We start from the raw sequence: 20,844 nt of genomic DNA, 5'->3' as shown, positions 1-20,844 counted from the left end.
ATCGGGCGAACACCCACATGCAATTGATCTGGCTGCGCAGCGACCTGCGCGTGCACGACAACACCGCCCTTTCGGCCGCGGCGGCGTGCGGCCCTACGGTGGCGGTGTATCTGCTGAGCCCGGAGCAATGGCGCGAACATGACGACGCCCCCTGCAAAGTGGACTTCTGGCTGCGCAACCTGCAGGTACTGAGTGGTGCGTTGGGCCAATTGAACATTCCCCTGCTAATCCGCAATGCCCCCCGTTGGGATGACGCCCCCAACGTGTTGCTCGAGCTATGCCGGCAATTGCAGATCGACGCGGTTCATTTCAACGAGGAATACGGCATCCACGAAACCCGTCGCGATGCAGCGGTAGCCCAGACTCTGGAGGCCGAAGGCATCGAGGTCCGCCGCTACCTCGATCAACTATTGTTTAAACCCGGCAGTGTGCTGACTAAAACCGGCAGTTACTTTCAGGTCTTCAGTCAGTTCCGCAAAGTCTGTCATGAACGGCTGCATCATTCGCTGCCCGGCCTGGTACGAACCCCGGCGGCGCAAGCTGCGCTGAACATTGCCAGCGACGCCATCGCGACGCGGGTCGAAGGTTTCGACCCGCCCCCTGACAGCCTGCGTGAGCTATGGCCGGCCGGTGAAGACGAAGCCCGGCGCCGCCTCGACAGCTTTACCGAGATGCAAATCGACTACTACCAGAGCGAGCGCGACTTCCCGGCAAAACCCGGCACCAGCCAACTCTCGGCCTATCTGGCAGCCGGGGTGATCTCTCCCCGCCAGTGCCTGCACGCCGCGATGCAAAGCAATCAGGGCGAGATCGAAAGTGGCAAGGTCGGCGCCGTCACCTGGATCAATGAACTGTTGTGGCGCGAGTTCTACAAACACATTCTGGTGGGCTACCCGCGGGTTTCCCGTCACCGCGCCTTTCGCCCGGAAACCGAAGCCCTGGCGTGGCGCAACGCCCCCGAAGAACTTGCCGCCTGGCAGCAGGGCCGTACCGGCTTGCCGATCATCGACGCGGCCATGCGCCAACTGCTGGAAACCGGCTGGATGCACAATCGCCTGCGCATGGTGGTGGCGATGTTCCTGACCAAGAACCTGTTGATCGACTGGCGCGAGGGCGAACGCTTCTTCATGCGCCACCTGATCGATGGCGACCTGGCAGCGAACAACGGCGGCTGGCAGTGGAGCTCGTCTACCGGCACCGACTCGGCGCCTTACTTCCGGATTTTCAACCCGCTGAGCCAGTCGGAAAAATTCGACGCCGAAGGCCTGTTCATCAAGCACTGGCTCCCGCAACTGTCGGGGCTCGATAAAAAAGCTGTGCATAACCCGGCGCAACTTGGCGGTTTGTTCGGTGTGCCAGATTATCCGCCACCGATCGTCGACCTGAGCACCTCCCGTGCCCGCGCCTTGGCCGCGTTCAAGAACCTGCCGTCACGGCAAGCTGCCGGGAGCCTTTATGAATAACTTTTTGCTGCGTCTTTATAAACATCTGATGGTATTCGGCCGGGCGACTGCCTGGTTGCAAAGGAGAACGGGATGAGGCTGACACCTCCACGACGATACTGGTTGACCGGTGCAAGCAACGGTATTGGCGCCGCGCTGGCCGAAGAAATACTCAAGAGCGGCGCCCATCTGGCCGTTAGCGCCCGCTCGCTGGCCCCGCTGAAAGTCTTGTCGCTGCGCTATCCCGGGCAAGTATTGGTGGTGGCTGGCGACTTGACCAACAGCCAGACGGTCCGTGAAATCGGCGAACAGATTGCTCGGGACTGGGGCTCCCTGGACACCGTGATCCTCAACGCCGGTACCTGCGAATACGTGGATGCCAAGCAGTTCGACGCCTCTATCATCGAGCATGTGGTGCGCACCAACCTGCTCGCCAGCAGCTACTGCATCGAAGCGGCGCTGCCATTGCTGCGCTCCGGCACAGCGCCGCACCTGGTGGGGCTGGCCAGTTCGGTGACCTACCTGCCACTGCCCCGCGCCGAAGCCTACGGCGGCTCGAAAGCCGGCATGCGTTACCTGTTCGAATCCCTGCGCATTGACTTGGCACCGGAAGGGATCGAAGTCACAGTAGTTAATCCCGGGGCCGTCGAGACACCACGAACCTCGAAAAACGATTTACCCATGCCACTCATCTGGCCGGCGGGGAAAGCAGCGCAGCACATCTTCCACGAAATCAGGAACCGACCACTTGAGATCGCGTTGCCTGGGATGTTCATGTCCGCCCTGTGGCCGCTGCCGAAAATACCCGACCGGACGAAGTTGGCGATTGGCAAACGCATGGTTCGCAGCAGCCCGCCGATCATGGATCGGTTGTGATCGAAAGACTTGCAGCGAATACCAGTGACTGAGCGTCCGTCAGAGCTTTCACACGGCACAGGCTGACTGCCTTACACTGCGCGCCATGAAAACCATCCCCCACACGCAAATCGCCACAGCGGCCGTGACCTGCTCGACCTGTGCAGCCTGCTGCTGCCAGCTCGAAGTCATGTTGATCACCGACACCGGCGTGCCCGAGCGATTCATCGACACCGATGACTGGGGGGGAGAGGTCATGCTGCGCTTGGACGACGGCTGGTGCGCCGCGCTGGATCGCAACACGATGATGTGCACCATCTACGAAAAACGCCCGCTGATCTGCCGGGAATTCGAGATGGGGGCACCAGAATGCATTGAGGAGCGCCAGGGGATTTCGACGGCGTATCGTTGAAGCCAGCGCAATACAAATGTGGGAGCAAGCCCCCACATTGACCGGGCCTTACAACGGCATCGTGTAATGCAGTGCGTAACTTTCCACGCCATCGTTCGGACTGGTGATCCCGGCATTGGAATAGTGCGTCGCGCGAATTCCGACTTCATGCCCGCCGGCAAAGCGCAGGCCAACACCGAAGCGGTCCTCGAATTGAAACGCGCTGCCCAGGTCGTTGTTTTCGACTTCGGTACTGGCGAACACCGCCACGCCGAACCCGAGCTCAACGTAGGGTTTGACGCTCTGACCGGCAAACTCGTAAACAAACACTGGAGAGAACGAAAGGCTGTGGTTACTGGAGGTCTCGTCGCCATCCCAATAGGTGTAGGCACCGCTCCAGTAACCGGTCAAGCGACCCACGTCGCTCTGCCACCAACTCTTGTCCCAATCGAATTGCATGCCCAGGCGATAGGTCATGCTCGATTCGCCGGTCTGGCCGACCCCAAACTCCACGCCCGCAGCCTGTGCAGTGAAACTGTGCCCCATCAGTGCGGCCGCAATCGCGGCCAAGCAAAATAGTCGCTTCATAGAAACATCCTTTTCCGAACGAATACGTTTGGTTTTTTTGTTGCTCTACGTTCACAGCTATAGAAGTCGACAGTTACTCAGAAGTTCAGCCCAAATTCTTGCCCTGCCCCGAAACTTGCTTACCCTTCAAAGCTTCGCACAACGCCAGCGTTATTCCACAAGATCGGCAATATATTTGTGAAATGAACAGGATCGGCGCTCGTCCAGAATTGCGCAGATCGCGCAGGCCCGGCGGCGAGCAGTTCGCGCTCTGCCAGCAAGCGCTGAAGCTGACGCGCGACCGCCGCACCGGTATCGATCAGGCTGATCTCGGCGGGGATCATCTGCTTCAGCAACGGTTTGAGGAACGGGTAATGGGTGCAACCCAGGATGATGGTATCGGCGCCCTCGGCCAGCAGCGGCTGGACATAACCCTCCAGCAACTGGCGCAGGGCGGGACTGTGCAGGTCGCCTTTTTCGATCAACTCAACCAACCCAGGGCAAGGCTGGGTGATGACCCGAACGTCGGTGGCGAAACGGTCGAGCAACGCGGCGAACTTGGCGCTCTGCAGGGTGCCCGTCGTGGCCAGCACGCCGACCACGCCACTGCGGGTAGCGGCGGCGGCCGGCTTGACGGCAGGTTCCATACCGACGATGGGCCACTGCGGGTAATCGCGACGCAAGTCGGCAACACCGGCGACCGTGGCGGTGTTGCAGGCCAGGACCAGGGCCTTGGCACCCTGGCCTTGAAAAAACTCGGCCATGACGCTGCAACGCTGTTTGATAAATTCCGGGGTTTTCTCGCCGTAGGGAATGTTCCCGCAATCAGCGACATACAACAGGGATTCGCCAGGCAACAAACGCTGGATCTCGGCCAGCACCGAAAGCCCACCGACACCGGAGTCGAACACGCCAATCGGCGCTTCACGCATGCTTGGGCCCACAGACGCTGCAACCCGGATCACGCTTGACCCGCAACTCACGGAAGCGCGTACCCAAGGCGTCGATCAACAACAGGCGTCCCACCAAAGGCTCGCCAAAGCCCGCGAGCAACTTCAGCGCTTCAAGCGCTTGCAAGCTGCCGACCAGCCCTACCAACGGCCCGACCACCCCGGCTTCGCTGCAGGTCAGTTCGGCTTCGCTGCCGTGCCCATATAAACAGTGGTAGCACGGACTTTCTGCCCGACGCGGGTCGAACACCGACAATTGCCCCTCAAGGCGAATCGCCGCACCGCTGACCAGCGGCTTGCTGGCGCTCACGCAAGCCGCGTTGACCGCTTCGCGGGTAGAGAAATTGTCGGAGCAGTCGAGTACCAGGTCCACGCCGGCCACGACAGCAGCCAGCGAGTCTTCATCGAGCGCCGCGCGATGGGCGACCAGCCCGATCTGCGGGTTGATTGCCGTCAGGCGCTTGATCGCCGAATCGACCTTGCCCATGCCGATGCTGTCGGTGTCGTGAATGATCTGGCGTTGCAGGTTGGTCAGGTCGACCGTATCGAAGTCCGCCAGATGCAATTCGCCAACCCCTGCGGCGGCGAGATACAGCGCCACCGGCGCGCCGAGACCACCGAGGCCGATGATCAATACGCGGCTATCCTTGAGCCGCAACTGGCCGTCGATATCGATGTGTTGCAGCAGAATCTGCCGGCTGTAACGCAGCAACTCTTGATCATTCAGCACGGCAGGCGCCCCAGACTGATGCGTTGGTGACCGCCCAGATCGGTGCGGCTGTGAATGTCCTCAAAACCGCGGGTCAGCAGTAAATCGCGGACCGCCTCGGCCTGATCGTAACCATGCTCGAGCATCAACCAGCCGCCAGCGTCGAGATGGTCCGGTGCCTGGGCAACGATCAGACGCAAATCGTCGAGCCCGTCGACACCGGCCACCAGGGCACTGGCCGGCTCGAAGCGCACGTCGCCTTCCACCAGGTGCGGGTCGGCGGACGCGATATACGGCGGGTTGCTGATGATCAGTTGAAAACGCTGACCTTGCAGGGCGCTGAACCAATGGCTGCTCAGTACCTTGGCGTTATTGAGGTGCAGGCGCTGGCGATTGCGTTCGGCCAGGGCCACGGCTTCCAGCACGCGATCCACGGCGGTGACGTTCCAGGCCGGACGTTCACTCGCCAGGGCCAGGGCAATCGCGCCACTGCCAGTGCCCAGGTCAAGTACGTTGGCGGGGGTGGCCGGCAACAGCTCCAACGCGGCTTCCACCAGCAACTCGGTGTCCGGGCGCGGGATCAGCGTGTGCGGCGCGACTTCCAGGTCGAGCTTCCAGAAACCTTGCTGGCCGAGAATGTACGCCACCGGCTCACCGCTGCGGCGGCGCTGCAAATACTCGGCGAAGGTCAACGCCGCTTCGCTCGGCACGATGCGTTCCGGCCAGGTGTGCAGGAAACTGCGGGACTTGCCCAGCGCGGCCGCCAGCAACAATTCGGCATCCAGGCGCGCCGTGGGCGAGTCGGGTAGATCCGCCGCACGCAACAAACTGGCAATGATCGTCATTTATTCACCTATCGCCGCCAGTTGATCGGCCTGGTACTCGGCCAGCAACGGCTCGATCACGGCGTCGACGCCCCCGGCGAGGATTTCGTCGAGCGAATACAGGGTCAGGTTGACCCGGTGATCGGTCACCCGGCCCTGGGCGTAGTTGTAGGTGCGGATACGTTCGGAGCGATCCCCCGAGCCCACCAGCAATTTACGCTCACTGGCGATGGCGTTGGCGGCGGCACTGGTTTGCTGGTCGTTGAGCTTGGCCGACAGCCAGGACATCGCCCGCGCACGGTTCTTGTGCTGAGAACGCTCTTCCTGGCATTCCACGACGATACCCGACGGCAAGTGCGTGATGCGGATCGCCGAATCGGTCTTGTTCACGTGCTGGCCGCCCGCACCGGAGGATCGGTAGGTATCGATGCGCAGGTCAGCCGGGTTGATCTCGATCGCTTCCTGTTCGTCCGGCTCGGGCAACACCGCCACGGTGCAGGCCGACGTGTGGATGCGCCCCTGGGACTCGGTTGCCGGCACCCGTTGCACGCGGTGGGCGCCGGACTCGAACTTCAGCTTGCCATAGACGTTGTCGCCCTCGACCCGCGCGATGACTTCCTTGTAGCCACCGTGTTCACCCTCGTTTTCCGAGAGGATCTCCACCCGCCAGCCGCGACGCTCGGCGTAGCGCGAGTACATGCGGAACAGGTCGCCGGAGAAAATCGCCGCCTCGTCACCACCGGTGCCGGCGCGGATTTCGAGGAACACGTTGCGCCCGTCGTTCGGGTCCTTAGGCAGCAACATGCGTTGCAGATTGGCTTCGAGTTCGACCAGGCGCTCCTTGGCTTCGCGGACTTCTTCCACGGCCATCTCGCGCATGTCCGGGTCGCTGTCCTTGAGAAGGGCCTGGGCGCCTTCGAGGTCGCCCTGCACCTTGAGCAACTGTTTGTAGGCTTCGACGATCGGCTCGACTTCCGCGTATTCCTTGGAATAGGCACGGAACTTGTTCTGATCGGAAATGACCTCGCCATCGCCAAGCAAGGCGGTCAATTCCTCGAAACGGTCCTGGAGGATGTCCAGCTTATTGAGCAGTGACGCTTTCATTGCGGTTTCTTATCCGAAAAGCTATCCGATGAGCCCTCACCGAGGGCAAAGAGTTCCTGGGCCATCGCCAGCGCATCGAGGCGACCTTCGGCAGAGAGCTTTTTCAACTGCACGCTCGGTGCGTGCAGGAGTTTATTGGTCAGGCCGCGTGCCAGTTGCACCAGCACCTCTTCGGCGCTGCTGCCGTTGGCCAGCAGGCGTTGGGCTTTTTGCAGTTCTTCATCGCGCAAGCGTTCGCTCTGTTGACGATAGGCCTTGAGCACATCCACCGCCGCCAGTTCGCGCAAGCGCACCATGAAATCTTCGGCGCCCACCGAGACCATCTCTTCCGCCGCCTGGGCTGCACCCTGGCGACTCTTGAGGTTCTCGGCGACCACTTCGTGGAGATCGTCGACGCTGTAGAGGTATACGTCGTCCAACTCGCCGACTTCTGGCTCGATATCCCGCGGAACGGCGATGTCGACCATGAAGATCGGTTTGTGCTTGCGCAGCTTCAAGGCGCTTTCAACAGCCCCTTTGCCAAGGATCGGCAACTGGCTCGCCGTGGAGCTGATGACGATGTCACTGCGCACCAGCTCCGCCGGAATATCCGACAGCAGCACCGCATGGGCGCCGAACTGCTCGGCCAGTATGCTTGCGCGCTCCAGTGTACGGTTGGCGACCACGATACGCTTCACGCCCAGGTCGTGCAGATGGCGGGCGACCAGGGTGATGGTCTCGCCGGCGCCGATCAGCAAGGCCTGGCTGCGTTGCAGGTCACTGAAAATCTGTTTGGCCAAGCTGACCGCGGCAAACGCCACGGACACCGGGTTCTCGCCGATGGCGGTGTCGGTGCGCACTTGCTTGGCGGCATTGAACGTCGCCTGGAACAAACGCCCGAGCAACGGCCCGACGGTGCCGGCCTCCCGAGCCACGGCGTAGGCCGATTTCATCTGGCCGAGGATCTGCGGTTCGCCCAGCACCAGCGAATCGAGCCCGGAGGCGACTCGCATCATGTGACGAACTGCCGCATCGTCTTCGTGCACATAAGCGCTCGCGCGCAGCTCGTCGAGGCTCAAATGATGATATTCGGCCAGCCAGCGCAGCACGGTATCCGCCGACAGGTGATCCTGTTCTATATAGAGTTCACTGCGATTGCAGGTGGAGAGGATCGCAGCTTCGCGGCTGTCGGTGAGTCGGCAGAGCTGCTGCAAGGCCTCGACCAGCTGCTCAGGGGTAAAGGCCACGCGCTCGCGGACGTCTACTGAAGCAGTCTTGTGGTTAATACCGAGTGCAAGGAAGGCCATTCAAAGTCGCTGGTGGTGACGTGAAGCCGGTAATTGTCCTACTTCGTCAGATTCAGAACAACTACTCGATATCTATCACCCTGGTAGTAAGCGCCAGAGGGTGAGAGCGGTTCTCGTTTACACGGACACGACCTCTGTATGTATAAGGGCATTGGGTAAATTGCCGGGCCGGTTATGTTTGACCGAAGGCTTGTGTCATGATGATCCGACCGCAGGTTAGTCGTCCTTTTCCTATATGAATAGATCTTCCGCGTTGCTCCTCGCCCTTGTCTTACTCAGCGGCTGCCAGGCCTTGGCTCCCGTGTCGACGGATGACCCGTCGCCGGTCGAAGACACCACCCCGGCCCCCGAAAAGCCCAAGGTCTACAGTTCATTCAGCGAAGACACTGTCTTCAGCCTGCTGAGTGCGGAACTGGCTGGCCAGCGCAATCGTTTCGACATCGCCCTGGACAACTACGTGACCCAGGCCATCAACACCCAGGATCCGGGCATCTCCGAGCGGGCATTCCGCATCGCCGAGTACCTGGGCGCCGACCAGGCCGCCCTGGACACGGCACTGATCTGGGCCAAAAACGCGCCGGACGACCTCGAGGCCCAGCGGGCCGCCGCCGTGCAATTGGCGCGCGCCGGGCGTTATGACGATTCCATGGTCTACATGGAGAAAGTGCTGCAAGGCAAGGGCGATACCCATTTCGACTTCCTCGCACTGTCCGCGGCCGATACCGACCAGGACACGCGCAATGGCCTGATGAAAAGTTTCGACCGTTTATTGCAGCGCCACCCGAACAATGGCCAGCTGATTTTTGGCAAGGCCTTGCTGCTGCAACAGGACGGCGACACCAAAGGCGCGCTGACCCTGCTGGAAGACAATCCACCGGACGACGGCGAAATTGCTCCGATCCTGCTGCGCGCGCGCCTGCTGCAAGCCCTTGATCGCGGTGACGAAGCCTTGCCGCTGCTGCAGAAAAGCATCAAGAAGTATCCGGACGACAAGCGCCTGCGCCTGACCTACGCGCGCATGCTGGTTGAACAGGACCGCATGGATGACGCCAAGGCCGAGTTCTCAAGCCTGGTGCAGCAATACCCGGAAGACGACGACCTGCGGTATTCGCTGGCGCTCGTCTGCCTGGAGGCCAAAGCCTGGGACGAGGCCAAGGGCTACCTGGAAGACTTGATCGCCCGTGACAGCCATGTCGACTCGGCGCACCTGAACCTGGGGCGCATCGCCGAAGAACGTAACGATCCGCAAGGTGCGCTGATCGAATACGATCAGGTCGGCCCGGGTAACGACTATTTGCCTGCACAACTGCGTCAGGCCGACATCCTGATGAATAACGGAAAGACTGCCGAAGCCCAACGCAAACTGGCGGCAGAGCGCGACGAACAACCGGACTACGCGATCCAGCTGTACCTGATCGAAGCCGAAACCCTGTCCGCCAACAAACAGGGGGACAAGGCCTGGAAAGTCCTGGAACAAGCCCTGCAAAAATACCCGGACGACCTGAATCTGCTCTATACCCGCGCCATGCAGGCGGAAAAACGCAATGACCTGGCACAAATGGAAAAAGACCTGCGCCTGATCATCAAGCGCGATCCGGACAACGCCATGGCATTGAACGCCCTCGGCTATACCCTGTCTGACCGCACGACGCGATACGCCGAAGCCAAGGCGCTGATCGAACAAGCGCACCAGATCACACCGGAGGATCCAGCGGTACTCGACAGCCTCGGCTGGGTGAATTTCCGCCTGGGCAATCTCGACGAAGCCGAGCGCCTGCTGCGCCAGGCCCTGGAACGCTTCCCCGACCAGGAAGTCGCCGCCCACCTGGGTGAAGTCCTGTGGGCCAACGGCAAGCAACGCGAAGCACGGCAAATCTGGGGCAAGTTCCTCAAGGAACAGCCCGACAGCCCTACCCTGCGCAGCACCATCAAGCGCCTGACCGGATCAGAGACTCTTTAAGATTATGTTTTTGCGCCACCTCATCGTTTTCAGCTTCATTGCCCTGCTCGCCGGCTGTGCGGGTTTTACTGCCCGCGAATCGGTCGTGGGCCACGGCAACCCCGCGCAATGGCGCGAGCACAAACTGCAGCTTGCAAGCCTTGATGGCTGGCAGATCGACGGCAAGATCGGCATCCGTGCGCCAAAAGATTCCGGCAGCGGCACGCTGTTCTGGCTGCAACGCCAGGATTACTACGACATCCGCCTCTCGGGCCCATTGGGTCGCGGTGCGGCGCGCCTGACCGGGCATCCGGGCAAGGTTTCCCTGGAAGTCGCCAACCAGGGGCGCTATGAAGCACCGTCCCCGGATGCCCTGCTCGAAGAGCAGTTGGGCTGGAAGCTGCCGGTTGCCAATCTGGCCTGGTGGGTCCGCGGACTCCCGGCGCCGGACAGCAAAAGCCGCTTGACCCTCGATGGCGACAGCCGTCTGGCCAGCCTCGAACAGGACGGCTGGCAGGTCGAGTACACCGCCTATACCGAGCAAAACGGCTACTGGTTGCCCGAGCGGATCAAACTGCACGGCACCGACCTGGATGTCACGCTGGTGATCAAGACCTGGCAACCGCGCAAATTGGGGCAATGACATGCCAGCCAATCGCCTGACCCTGCCTTCTCCCGCCAAACTCAATTTGATGCTGCACATTCTGGGTCGCCGTGAAGACGGCTACCACGAACTGCAGACGCTGTTTCAATTTCTCGACTACGGCGACGAAATCACCTTTGCCGTGCGCGACGACGGTGTCATTCGCCTGCACACCGAATTCGAAGGCGTCCCCCACGACAGCAACCTGATCGTCAAGGCCGCGAAAAAACTACAGGAACAATCCGGGTGCCCGCTCGGCATTGATATCTGGATCGATAAAGTCCTGCCCATGGGCGGCGGCATCGGCGGCGGCAGTTCGAATGCCGCCACCACCCTGCTCGGCCTCAATCACCTCTGGCAACTGGGTTGGGATGAGGATCGGTTGGCCGCGCTGGGCCTGACGCTGGGCGCCGATGTCCCGGTTTTCGTGCGCGGCCATGCTGCTTTCGCCGAGGGCGTGGGGGAGAAACTGACCCCTGTCGACCCGGAAGAACCCTGGTATCTCGTGCTGGTACCGCAAGTCTCTGTAAGTACGGCAGAAATTTTTTCAGATCCGTTGTTGACACGTAACACTCCGCCCATTAAAGTGCGCCCCGTTCCCAAGGGAAACAGTCGAAATGACTGCTTGCCGGTGGTAGCAAGGCGTTATCCAGAGGTACGTAACGCATTGAATTTGTTAGGTAATTTTACCGAAGCAAAACTCACCGGAACTGGAAGTTGTGTGTTTGGGGGCTTCCCAAGCAAAGCTGAAGCTGATAAAGTCTCGGCCCTTCTTACAGAGACCCTTACAGGGTTTGTAGCAAAAGGAAGCAACATTTCGATGTTGCACCGCAAGCTGCAAAGTCTGCTCTAAAGGAACCGATTACTGGGTAATCGTTGCAACAGATACAGGGGCGTCGCCAAGCGGTAAGGCAGCAGGTTTTGATCCTGCCATGCGTTGGTTCGAATCCAGCCGCCCCTGCCATTTTCTATACTCATCCAGGTTACCCTCAGCCTCTAGGTACTGCGCGTGTCCAAGATGATGGTCTTTACGGGGAATGCTAACCCCGATCTGGCTCGGCGTGTCGTACGTCAGCTGCATATCCCTCTCGGTGACATCTCTGTCGGTAAGTTTTCCGACGGCGAAATTACAGCCGAGATCAATGAAAACGTCCGCGGTAAAGATGTCTTCATTATTCAGCCGACTTGCGCTCCGACCAACGATAACCTGATGGAACTGGTAGTGATGGCTGATGCCTTCCGCCGCTCCTCGGCTACTCGTATCACTGCTGTTATTCCTTACTTTGGTTATGCCCGTCAGGATCGCCGTCCGCGTTCCGCACGTGTGGCTATCAGCGCGAAAGTCGTCGCTGACATGCTTACCGTAGTCGGCATCGACCGTGTTCTCACGGTTGATCTGCATGCTGACCAAATCCAGGGTTTCTTCGATATTCCGGTAGATAACATCTACGGCTCCCCGGTTCTGGTGGATGACATTGAAGATCAGCGCTTCGAAAACCTGATGATCGTGTCCCCGGACATTGGTGGCGTCGTGCGTGCACGTGCCGTTGCCAAATCCTTGGGCGTGGATCTCGGGATCATCGACAAACGCCGTGAGAAAGCCAATCACTCTGAAGTGATGCATATCATCGGTGATGTCGAAGGGCGTACCTGTATTCTGGTCGATGACATGGTCGATACCGCCGGCACCCTGTGCCACGCGGCCAAGGCCTTGAAAGAGCATGGCGCTGCCAAGGTTTTCGCCTACTGCACGCACCCTGTGCTGTCCGGTCGAGCGATCGAAAACATTGAAAATTCCGTGCTGGACGAATTGGTGGTGACTAACACCATCCCGCTGTCCGCTGCAGCACAAGCCTGTGCGCGTATCCGTCAACTGGATATCGCACCGGTAGTTGCCGAGGCGGTCCGCCGCATCAGCAATGAAGAATCGATCAGCGCGATGTTCCGCTAAGGGCCCTGCCCTTCTCGAAATGTCTCGTTGACGAAAAGCGCCCCGCCCCGGCATTCCTGTCGGGGCGGGGCTTTTTTGCCCATATCGCCTTTAGCGCTGGTCGCAAACGCTGGGGCGAGTGTGGTTATTTTGGAGATACAACATGAACGATTTTACTCTGAATGCTGAAGTGCGTTCCGACCTGGGGAAAGGTGCGAGCCGCCGCCTGCGTCGTCTCGCAAGCCTGGTTCCAGCTGTAGTTTACGGTGGCGACAAAGCCCCTGAATCCATCAGCATGCTGGCTAAAGAAGTTGCCAAACTGCTCGAAAACGAAGCGGCTTACAGCCACATCATCGAGCTGAACGTTGGTGGCACCAAGCAAAACGTCGTGATCAAAGCCCTGCAACGTCACCCGGCCAAAGGCCACGTGATGCACGCTGACTTCGTACGCGTTGTAGCTGGCCAGAAACTGACCGCTATCGTTCCAGTGCACTTCATCAACGAAGAAGCACCGACCAAGAAAGGCGGCGAAATCTCCCACGTTGTTGGCGAGATCGAAGTTTCCTGCCTGCCGAAAGACCTGCCTGAATTCATCGAAGTCGACCTGGCTGACGCCGAAATCGGTTCGATCATTCACCTGTCCGACCTCAAAGCTCCTAAAGGCGTTGAGTTTGTTGCTCTGGCACACGGCGATGACAAGGCTGTTGCCAACGTCCACGCTCCACGTGTTGCTCCAGAAGCTGCAGAAGGCGCTGCAGAGTAATTTACTCTGCGCTGCCGGAGTGACCGGAAACATCGCGGACTAGAGCGTAGCGAGAAAGCGGGCGAGAACGCGGAGTTTACATCATGGTAAATGAGCAATTTTCGTCCACTTTCGCCGCACTCCCTGATTGCGGCGATGTTATCCACTACTCCAATGAAGGGCCCCTATCGTGACTGCCATCAAACTGATCGTTGGCCTGGGAAATCCAGGCGCTGAATACGAACAGACCCGGCATAACGCAGGGGCCCTTTTTGTTGAGCGTCTCGCGAACGCACAAGGCGTGAACCTTGTGGCGGACCGCAAATATTTCGGCCTGACCGGGCGCTTTTCGCATCAGGGTCAGGATGTTCGCCTGCTGATTCCCACCACGTACATGAACCGCAGCGGCCAGGCCGTAGCGGCCCTTGCCGGTTTCTTCCGCATCAAGCCTGAAGAAATCCTCGTGGCGCACGACGAACTCGATCTGCCTCCGGGCGTCGCCAAACTCAAGGTGGGCGGTGGCCATGGCGGTCACAACGGGTTGCGCGACATCATTGCGCAACTGGGCAATCAGAATACCTTTCACCGCCTGCGGCTTGGCATTGGCCACCCGGGCGTTGCCAGTATGGTTTCAAACTTCGTCCTGGGTCGTGCGCCACGCGCCGAACAGGAAAAACTCGATGCCAGCATCGACTTTGCCCTCGGCGTGCTGCCGGATATCCTCGCCGGTGAATGGAACCGCGCGATGAAAAACCTGCACAGCCAGAAGGCCTGACTTTTACCCGAGGGGAAACACCATGGGATTCAATTGCGGCATCGTCGGCCTGCCTAACGTCGGCAAGTCCACCCTGTTCAACGCCCTGACCAAATCCGGGATCGCGGCCGAGAACTTCCCCTTCTGCACCATCGAACCGAACAGCGGTATCGTGCCGATGCCGGATCCACGCCTGGACGCCCTGGCGGCCATCGTCAATCCAAAGCGCATCCTGCCGACCACCATGGAATTCGTCGACATCGCGGGCCTGGTTGCCGGCGCGTCGAAAGGTGAAGGCCTGGGCAACAAGTTCCTGGCCAACATCCGTGAAACCGATGCCATCGCCCACGTGGTCCGCTGCTTCGAAGACGAGAACGTGATTCACGTCTCCAACAGCGTCGACCCGAAACGCGACATCGAGATCATCGACCTGGAACTGATCTTCGCCGACCTCGACAGCTGCGAGAAGCAACTGCAGAAAGTCGCGCGCAACGCCAAAGGCGGTGACAAGGACGCAGTGGTCCAGAAAGGCCTGCTGGAACAACTGATCGCTCACTTCAGCGAAGGTAAGCCAGCACGTAGCCTGATGAAGAACATGGGCACCGACGAGAAAGCGGTGATCAAGGGCTTCCACCTGCTGACCACCAAGCCGGTCATGTACATCGCCAACGTCGCTGAAGACGGCTTCGAGAACAACCCGCACCTGGACGTAGTCAAGGCCATCGCCGAAGAAGAAGGCGCCATGGTTGTTCCGGTGTGCAACAAGATCGAAGCGGAAATCGCCGAGCTCGATGACGGCGAAGAGAAAGACATGTTCCTCGAAGCCCTGGGCCTCGAAGAGCCTGGCCTGAACCGCGTGATCCGCGCCGGCTACGAAATGCTGCACCTGCAGACCTACTTCACCGCCGGTGTCGAAGAAGTCCGCGCCTGGACCGTGCGCGTCGGTGCCACCGCACCACAAGCCGCTGGCGTGATCCACACCGACTTCGAAAAAGGCTTCATCCGCGCCGAAGTGATCGCCTACAACGACTTCATCCAGTACAAGGGCGAAGCCGGTACCAAGGAAGCCGGTAAATGGCGCCTGGAAGGCAAGGAATACATCGTAAAAGACGGCGACGTGATGCACTTCCGCTTCAACGTCTGACGTTCGCAGCCATCAACAAAAAAAGCACCCGAGGGTGCTTTTTTTGTGAGCGCTATCAACGGGTCAACCCGTCACCTTCGCGCGCGCCGCGTGCAGCTTCTTGTAGCTGTCGATCAGGCGCAGGTGCCTGTCGAGGCCCTCCAGCTTCATGCTGGTAGGCGTCAAGCCGAAGAAGCGTACGCTGCCGTCCACGGAGCCGATCGCGGCGTCCATGCGCTCGTTGCCAAACATCCGGCGGAAGTTGGCCTCGTAATCGGCCAACTCCAGGTCCTCGTCCAGCTGCATTTCCAGCACCACGTTCACGGCCTGGTAGAACAACCCGCGCTCGACCGTGTTGTCGTTGTACTGGAGGAACATTTCCACCAGTTCCTTGGCCTCTTCAAACTTCTGCAAGACCAGATAGATCAGCAGCTTCAACTCCAGGATCGTCAACTGACCCCAGGCGGTGTTGTCGTCGAACTCGATGCCGATCAAGGTGGTGATGTCGGTGTAGTCGTCCAGCTCGCTGTCTTCCAGACGCTTGACCAATGCCTTCAGGCCGGCCTTGTCGAGGCTGTGCAGATTCAGGATGTCCTCGCGGAAAAACAGCGCCTTGTTGGTGTTATCCCAGATCAGGTCGTCCACCAGATAGATTTCCGAGTAGTCCGGCACCAGGATGCGACAGGCCGTGGCACCAATGTGCTCGTACACCGCCATGTACACTTCCTTGCCCATGCCTTCGAGAATGCCGAACAAGGTCGCGGCTTCCTCGGCGTTGGAGTCTTCGCCCTGGCCGGAGAAGTCCCACTCCACGAATTCGTAATCCGACTGGGCACTGAAGAAGCGCCACGACACCACGCCGCTGGAGTCGATGAAGTGCTCGACGAAGTTGTTCGGCTCAGTCACCGCATGACCTTCAAAGGTTGGCAGGGGCAGGTCATTGAGGCCTTCGAAGCTTCGGCCCTGCAACAATTCCGTCAGGCTGCGTTCCAGCGCCACTTCCAGGCTCGGGTGCGCGCCGAACGAGGCGAACACGCCACCGGTACGCGGGTTCATCAAGGTGACGCACATCACCGGGAATTCCCCCCCCAGGGACGCGTCCTTCACCAACACCGGGAACCCCTGCTCTTCCAGCGCCTGGATACCGGCCAGTATCCCTGGGTACTTCGCCAGCACCTCGGCCGGCACATCCGGCAGGGCAAACTCACCTTCGATGATTTCGCGTTTAACCGCGCGCTCGAAGATTTCCGACAGGCACTGCACCTGCGCTTCGGCCAGGGTATTACCGGCACTCATGCCATTGCTGAGGTACAGGTTTTCGATCAGGTTGGACGGGAAATACACGACCTCGCCGTCTGACTGGCGCACATACGGCAGCGAGCAGATGCCGCGCTCTTCGTTGCCCGAGTTGGTGTCGAACAGATGCGAGCCACGCAACTCGCCATCGCGGTTGTAAACCCGCAGGCAGTACGCGTCGAGAATCTCCGGTGGCAGCTCATCTTTAGGGCCAGGCTGGAACCAGCGTTCGTTCGGGTAGTGCACGAACGCCGCGTTGGCGATGTCTTCTCCCCAGAACTGATCGTTGTAGAAGAAGTTGCAGTTCAGTCGCTCGATGAACTCGCCCAACGCCGACGCCAGCGCGCCTTCCTTGGTCGCGCCCTTGCCATTGGTAAAACACATTGGCGAATGCGCATCGCGAATATGCAGCGACCACACATTGGGCACGATATTGCGCCACGAAGCGATTTCGATCTTCATGCCCAGGCCGGCCAGGATGCCCGACATGTTGGCGATGGTCTGTTCCAGCGGCAGGTCCTTGCCTACGATGTAGGTGCCCGCCTCAGAACCTGCATTGGCAGCCGGCATCAGCAGCGCCTGGGCGTCGGCATCCAGGTTCTCCACCTCTTCAATCACGAACTCAGGCCCGGCCTGCACCACCTTTTTCACGGTGCAGCGGTCGATGGAGCGCAAGATGCCCTGGCGGTCCTTGTCGGAGATATCGGCCGGCAACTCGACCTGGATCTTGAAAATCTGGTTGTAGCGGTTTTCCGGGTCGACAATGTTGTTCTGCGACAGGCGGATGTTTTCGGTGGGGATATTGCGAGTGCTGCAGTACAACTTCACAAAGTAAGCCGCACACAACGCCGACGAAGCCAGGAAGTAGTCGAACGGACCCGGTGCCGAACCATCGCCCTTGTAGCGGATAGGCTGATCGGCCACCACGGTGAAGTCATCGAACTTGGCTTCAAGTCGAAGGTTGTCGAGAAAATTGACCTTGATTTCCATGCGGGATACCAGAATAACGAGCAAACGAATGGCCGCCATTATCCGGCTTTTCAGCCGGAAGTCTTGTTCAAGCTCGCGCGTCCGGCCAGCGGTGCGTTAATCAGGCCTTTTTGGTCCGCGGCAGGAAAATCGCCAACACGCCCAGCAACGGCAGGAACGAACACAGGAAGTACACGTATTCGATGCCGTGGATGTCCGCCAGGTGACCCAGCAGCGCCGCACCAATCCCGCCAAAGCCGAACATCAGGCCGAAGAACACCCCGGCAATCATCCCGACATTGCCTGGCACCAGCTCCTGGGCGTACACCACGATGGCCGAGAAGGCCGAGGCGAGGATGAAGCCGATGACCACACTGAGGACAGTGGTCCAGAACAGGTCCACATGCGGCAGTAGCAACGTGAACGGTGCAACCCCAAGGATCGAGAACCAGATCACGGCCTTGCGCCCGATCCTGTCGCCGATGGGCCCGCCGAAGAATGTCCCCGCGGCCACCGCGCCAAGAAACAGGAACAGGTGCAATTGCGAACTGGCCACCGACAGGTCGAACTTCTCGATCAGGTAGAACGTGAAGTAACTGGTGAGGCTGGACATGTAGAAGTACTTGGAGAACACCAGCAGCCCGAGCACCACCAGCGCGCTGGTCACCCGGCCCTTGGACAGGCCGTGGGTCGCCGCCTGGCCCTGCTTGAGCTTGAACAGGTTCAAGTGGTTGGCGTACCAGCGACTGATCCGGTAGAGCACGAACAGGGCAAACACCGCGAACAGGCCGAACCAGGCCACATGCCCTTGCCCGTAAGGGATGATGATCGCGGCCGCCAGCAACGGACCGAACGCCGAGCCCGCGTTGCCGCCGACCTGGAAGGTCGATTGCGCCAGGCCAAACCGCCCACCCGAGGCCAGCCGTGCCACGCGGGAAGCTTCCGGGTGAAAGGTCGAGGAGCCAATGCCGATCAAGCCCGCCGCCAGCAGAATCAGCGGGAAGCTGCCGACCACCGACATCATCACGATGCCGATCAAGGTGCAGACCGTACCAGCCGGCAACAGCCAGGGCTTGGGGTGGCGGTCTGTGTGGTAGCCGACCCAGGGTTGCAGCAGCGAAGCGGTCAGCTGGAAAGTCAGGGTGATCAGGCCGACCTGGGTGAACGTCAGGCCATAGTTGGCCTTGAGCATCGGGTAGATCGACGGCAGCACCGATTGAATCAGGTCGTTGATCAGGTGCGCCAGCGCCACCGCGCCGATGATGCGCATGACCAGGGGACTGCTTTGTGACGTCGCGGGCGCTGCCGCAGTGGCGGACTGAACGTTGCTGATAGCCATGAAATTTCCGAAAAACAGAGGGGTGCACACGGGCAGGTGCGTCAATGTGCCATTTTTCGCTGCACCAGCGCCATCCCCTTAGCCTGCTAACGACCTCGCCATTCGGCAAATTTCCGACCGATTGATACCCTCCCCCGCGCCGTTTTTTCGGCTCCTGAGGATAAGCGGTTGAAAGTGTAGAGAAATATTTTAGATTTATGCTTGACGCATCTCCATTCCCGGTGAATAATGCGCGCCATCTTGGCTACATAGCTCAGTTGGTTAGAGCATAGCATTCATAATGCTGGGGTCCGGGGTTCAAGTCCCTGTGTAGCCACCAAGTGCTAAAAACGGCTTACCGAAAGGTAGGCCGTTTTTTTATGCCTCGCGAAAAGTGCAACTCCATCACTCCTGTAGGAGCGAGCCTGCTCGCGATGGACTCAAGGCCACCGCGGGGAACCAGACTCCCTCGTTATCGTTCACGACCATCGTCGGAACGCCGCCCGGAGCATGCTCGCTCCTACAACATCAGCAACGAAGCGTCGGTAGCGCCGATAATCCCCGCTCCCAGATCTGCCACGTGCGCAACCACACCATGGCCTGCCAATCGCTATCCGCCGGATAGAACTGTTCAAGCAGGTTCAATTTGATCTCTCGCCCCGCCGCATCGTGGACATCACCATGCAGATGCAGCCAGTGGTCATCGCGCAGATGTCGATGAACGTCTGGCCCCGGATACGTCCCGCACTCGATGACGAATGGCATCAACCGCACCTGCGGCAGCGCATTGAGCAGCGCCTGCGAGGTGTAGCCGGTCGCAGTGGCTGCAACACCGGTTTCGCTCAGCGTGTCGGCACCGGTGTGCAACGTGTAGAGCCACGGGCCGTAAATCCCCTGGGCATCGGCCAGCGCCGGATAAGCCGCCTCGGTGATCGTCAACAACATCGGATGCCCGTACTCCCCAGCGCCGGTGTGCAAGTCGAAACACAGGGCGACGTCAGCATGGGCCACGTGCTTTTGCATGATCTGCTGCAACGTACGGTTCGACCAGCTGGGGGCCACACCGCCGTAGAACAACCCATCCGGATGCGCATGCTGGCCACCCTCGACAACCGACATGACCGCAGGCCATCCCTGCAGGCGGATCTGCTCGTCGAGCAAGGCATCGGCCCGGTCGCGCTCGGGCCCTCGCAATTGCGTGCAGGCATAAATGTCGTGCAGTGCGTCATATGCCCGGTTGTCCGGCAACGCACGCTTGAAGTCCAGGTGATTGCGGTTCAGGTCGATGTTGTCTTCGTTGACCCGACGCAGCCATGCCATGCCCCAGGGATTGATCGCATGAATCATCACCACGGCGACATCCGCCGGCAACGAGCGCTTGCCGAGCTCTTGCAGCCACTTGATCTGGCAACCCGAGCCATAGAAGCCCTCGACCCCGTGAGTGCCGCTCAGCGCGATCAGCAGGCGTTTGGCGCCAGGATCGCCGAGCACCGCCACATCGGTGCCCAGGGCTTCGCCTGACGGCCCTGTGAGTGGATGGAGATACTCGCTCAGCGTCGCACCGGCCGCGGTTGCCGCCGCCAGGAATTGTTCGCGCTGGGAACGGTAGCTCGGCTGGGTTGGAAACTCGCTTTGCATGTGTGCCTCTTGTGGGTCTTCTGGCCTGATCGCTGGCAATGACCCTACCGAAAATCCGCCCATTGATGAAGCACAACCGCATCCTCACCCCAGGACCTGGTTTGCGTCACTGCGAGGTCGCCGATACAGTCCCCGGTACCTTTATCCAACGGACGGAGTGCCCCCGTGTTCTCAGCCTCCCATTCGCGCCGCGCGCGCCTGCCAGCCCTCGCGCTGATCATCACCGCGCTGACCCTTGGCGCCTGCCACAACGCGTCAGCCCCGACGCTGCCCACCGCACCGGAAAGCGCCTCCGGTTACCGCACCGACCTGCAGACCCGACACGCTTCACGCCACATGGCGGCAGCCGCCAACCCACTGGCAG

At 60.1% G+C, this 20,844-nt stretch carries 19 protein-coding genes, 2 tRNA genes and 1 pseudogene; 13 read left to right on the top strand and 9 right to left on the bottom strand.

All coding sequences use genetic code 11. The annotated features are described in order from the left end of the window. Window positions 1-17: 17 nt before the first annotated feature. From phrB to PMI35_RS15120, 3 genes are all read left to right on the top strand, one after another. Window positions 18-1,463, top strand: coding sequence for a deoxyribodipyrimidine photo-lyase (gene phrB / locus PMI35_RS15110; protein WP_032831634.1), 1,446 nt, complete (start codon window positions 18-20; stop codon window positions 1,461-1,463). A gap of 72 nt (window positions 1,464-1,535) precedes the next feature. After that, the gene (locus PMI35_RS15115; protein ID WP_008060197.1) at window positions 1,536-2,318 is read left to right on the top strand and encodes an SDR family NAD(P)-dependent oxidoreductase; all 783 of its coding nucleotides are present in this window, start codon (window positions 1,536-1,538) and stop codon (window positions 2,316-2,318) included. An 85-nt stretch (window positions 2,319-2,403) separates the two neighbouring features. Beyond that, window positions 2,404-2,709, top strand: coding sequence for a YkgJ family cysteine cluster protein (locus tag PMI35_RS15120; protein WP_008060195.1), 306 nt, complete (start codon window positions 2,404-2,406; stop codon window positions 2,707-2,709). Window positions 2,710-2,757: 48 nt separating this feature from the next. Here the strand turns inward: PMI35_RS15120 and PMI35_RS15125 are convergent, their stop codons facing one another. The 6 genes from PMI35_RS15125 to hemA all read right to left on the bottom strand — a co-directional run bounded on the left by PMI35_RS15125 (window position 2,758) and on the right by hemA (window position 8,128). Continuing rightward, window positions 2,758-3,276 carry an acyloxyacyl hydrolase gene (locus PMI35_RS15125; protein ID WP_008060193.1) on the bottom strand — a complete coding sequence of 173 codons (519 nt, stop codon included), beginning with the start codon at window positions 3,274-3,276 and terminating at the stop codon, window positions 2,758-2,760. Window positions 3,277-3,395: 119 nt separating this feature from the next. Beyond that, window positions 3,396-4,187: a glutamate racemase gene (murI, locus tag PMI35_RS15130; RefSeq protein WP_008060191.1), complete on the bottom strand. Its 792-nt coding sequence runs from the start codon at window positions 4,185-4,187 to the stop codon at window positions 3,396-3,398. Next, window positions 4,180-4,935, bottom strand: a complete 756-nt coding sequence (locus PMI35_RS15135; RefSeq protein ID WP_008060189.1) for a molybdopterin-synthase adenylyltransferase MoeB — start codon at window positions 4,933-4,935, stop codon at window positions 4,180-4,182. The genes murI and PMI35_RS15135 overlap by 8 nt, the downstream gene beginning before the upstream one ends. Further along, on the bottom strand, window positions 4,929-5,759 hold the full coding sequence (prmC, locus tag PMI35_RS15140) for a peptide chain release factor N(5)-glutamine methyltransferase (protein ID WP_008060186.1): 831 nt from the start codon (window positions 5,757-5,759) through the stop codon (window positions 4,929-4,931). The genes PMI35_RS15135 and prmC overlap by 7 nt, the downstream gene beginning before the upstream one ends. Continuing rightward, window positions 5,760-6,842 (bottom strand): peptide chain release factor 1, encoded by a 1,083-nt coding sequence (gene prfA, locus PMI35_RS15145; RefSeq protein ID WP_008060185.1) that lies wholly within the window; start codon window positions 6,840-6,842, stop codon window positions 5,760-5,762. Next, the gene (hemA, locus tag PMI35_RS15150) at window positions 6,839-8,128 is read right to left on the bottom strand and encodes a glutamyl-tRNA reductase (protein WP_008060183.1); all 1,290 of its coding nucleotides are present in this window, start codon (window positions 8,126-8,128) and stop codon (window positions 6,839-6,841) included. The genes prfA and hemA overlap by 4 nt, the downstream gene beginning before the upstream one ends. Before the next feature lie 235 nt (window positions 8,129-8,363). On the opposite strand from hemA, the gene PMI35_RS15155 reads away from it, so the two are divergent. From PMI35_RS15155 to ychF, 8 genes are all read left to right on the top strand, one after another. After that, a complete protein-coding gene (locus PMI35_RS15155; protein WP_008060180.1) occupies window positions 8,364-10,088 on the top strand; it encodes a tetratricopeptide repeat protein in 1,725 nt (574 codons plus the stop codon). A gap of 4 nt (window positions 10,089-10,092) precedes the next feature. Continuing rightward, window positions 10,093-10,710, top strand: a complete 618-nt coding sequence (gene lolB, locus PMI35_RS15160; RefSeq protein ID WP_008060178.1) for a lipoprotein insertase outer membrane protein LolB — start codon at window positions 10,093-10,095, stop codon at window positions 10,708-10,710. 1 nt (window position 10,711) lies between these two features. After that, window positions 10,712-11,563 (top strand): 4-(cytidine 5'-diphospho)-2-C-methyl-D-erythritol kinase, encoded by an 852-nt coding sequence (gene ispE / locus PMI35_RS15165; RefSeq protein ID WP_008060176.1) that lies wholly within the window; start codon window positions 10,712-10,714, stop codon window positions 11,561-11,563. 36 nt (window positions 11,564-11,599) lie between these two features. Continuing rightward, window positions 11,600-11,674 (top strand) — tRNA-Gln (locus PMI35_RS15170). A 45-nt stretch (window positions 11,675-11,719) separates the two neighbouring features. Then, complete coding sequence (locus PMI35_RS15175; RefSeq protein ID WP_003171603.1) at window positions 11,720-12,661, top strand: ribose-phosphate pyrophosphokinase; 942 nt, start codon at window positions 11,720-11,722, stop codon at window positions 12,659-12,661. 142 nt (window positions 12,662-12,803) lie between these two features. Beyond that, window positions 12,804-13,403: a 50S ribosomal protein L25/general stress protein Ctc gene (locus PMI35_RS15180; protein ID WP_008060174.1), complete on the top strand. Its 600-nt coding sequence runs from the start codon at window positions 12,804-12,806 to the stop codon at window positions 13,401-13,403. Between the two features lie 169 nt (window positions 13,404-13,572). After that, window positions 13,573-14,157 carry an aminoacyl-tRNA hydrolase gene (gene pth, locus PMI35_RS15185; protein WP_008060172.1) on the top strand — a complete coding sequence of 195 codons (585 nt, stop codon included), beginning with the start codon at window positions 13,573-13,575 and terminating at the stop codon, window positions 14,155-14,157. 22 nt (window positions 14,158-14,179) lie between these two features. Further along, window positions 14,180-15,280, top strand: coding sequence for a redox-regulated ATPase YchF (ychF, locus tag PMI35_RS15190; protein ID WP_008060171.1), 1,101 nt, complete (start codon window positions 14,180-14,182; stop codon window positions 15,278-15,280). Between the two features lie 63 nt (window positions 15,281-15,343). Here the strand turns inward: ychF and PMI35_RS15195 are convergent, their stop codons facing one another. Further along, complete coding sequence (locus PMI35_RS15195; RefSeq protein ID WP_032831628.1) at window positions 15,344-17,545, bottom strand: OsmC domain/YcaO domain-containing protein; 2,202 nt, start codon at window positions 17,543-17,545, stop codon at window positions 15,344-15,346. A gap of 100 nt (window positions 17,546-17,645) precedes the next feature. After that, window positions 17,646-18,863: an MFS transporter gene (locus PMI35_RS15200; RefSeq protein ID WP_008060166.1), complete on the bottom strand. Its 1,218-nt coding sequence runs from the start codon at window positions 18,861-18,863 to the stop codon at window positions 17,646-17,648. 242 nt (window positions 18,864-19,105) lie between these two features. Here PMI35_RS15200 and PMI35_RS15205 point away from each other — a divergent pair. After that, a tRNA-Met gene (locus PMI35_RS15205) sits at window positions 19,106-19,182 on the top strand. Window positions 19,183-19,370: 188 nt separating this feature from the next. On the opposite strand, the gene PMI35_RS15210 is transcribed toward PMI35_RS15205, so the two are convergent. Continuing rightward, entirely contained in the window at window positions 19,371-20,480 is a 1,110-nt protein-coding gene (locus tag PMI35_RS15210) for a DUF2817 domain-containing protein (protein ID WP_008060164.1), read from the bottom strand. Window positions 20,481-20,645: 165 nt separating this feature from the next. Between PMI35_RS15210 and PMI35_RS15215 the strand changes: the two are divergent. Next, a pseudogene (locus PMI35_RS15215) lies at window positions 20,646-20,844 on the top strand (gamma-glutamyltransferase); the annotation flags it as partial.

Source organism: Pseudomonas sp. GM78 (assembly GCF_000282475.1).
GTDB lineage: Bacteria > Pseudomonadota > Gammaproteobacteria > Pseudomonadales > Pseudomonadaceae > Aquipseudomonas.
The sequence above is the reverse complement of the archived record's forward strand: the minus strand, read 5'-3'. Positions and strand labels throughout refer to the sequence as shown.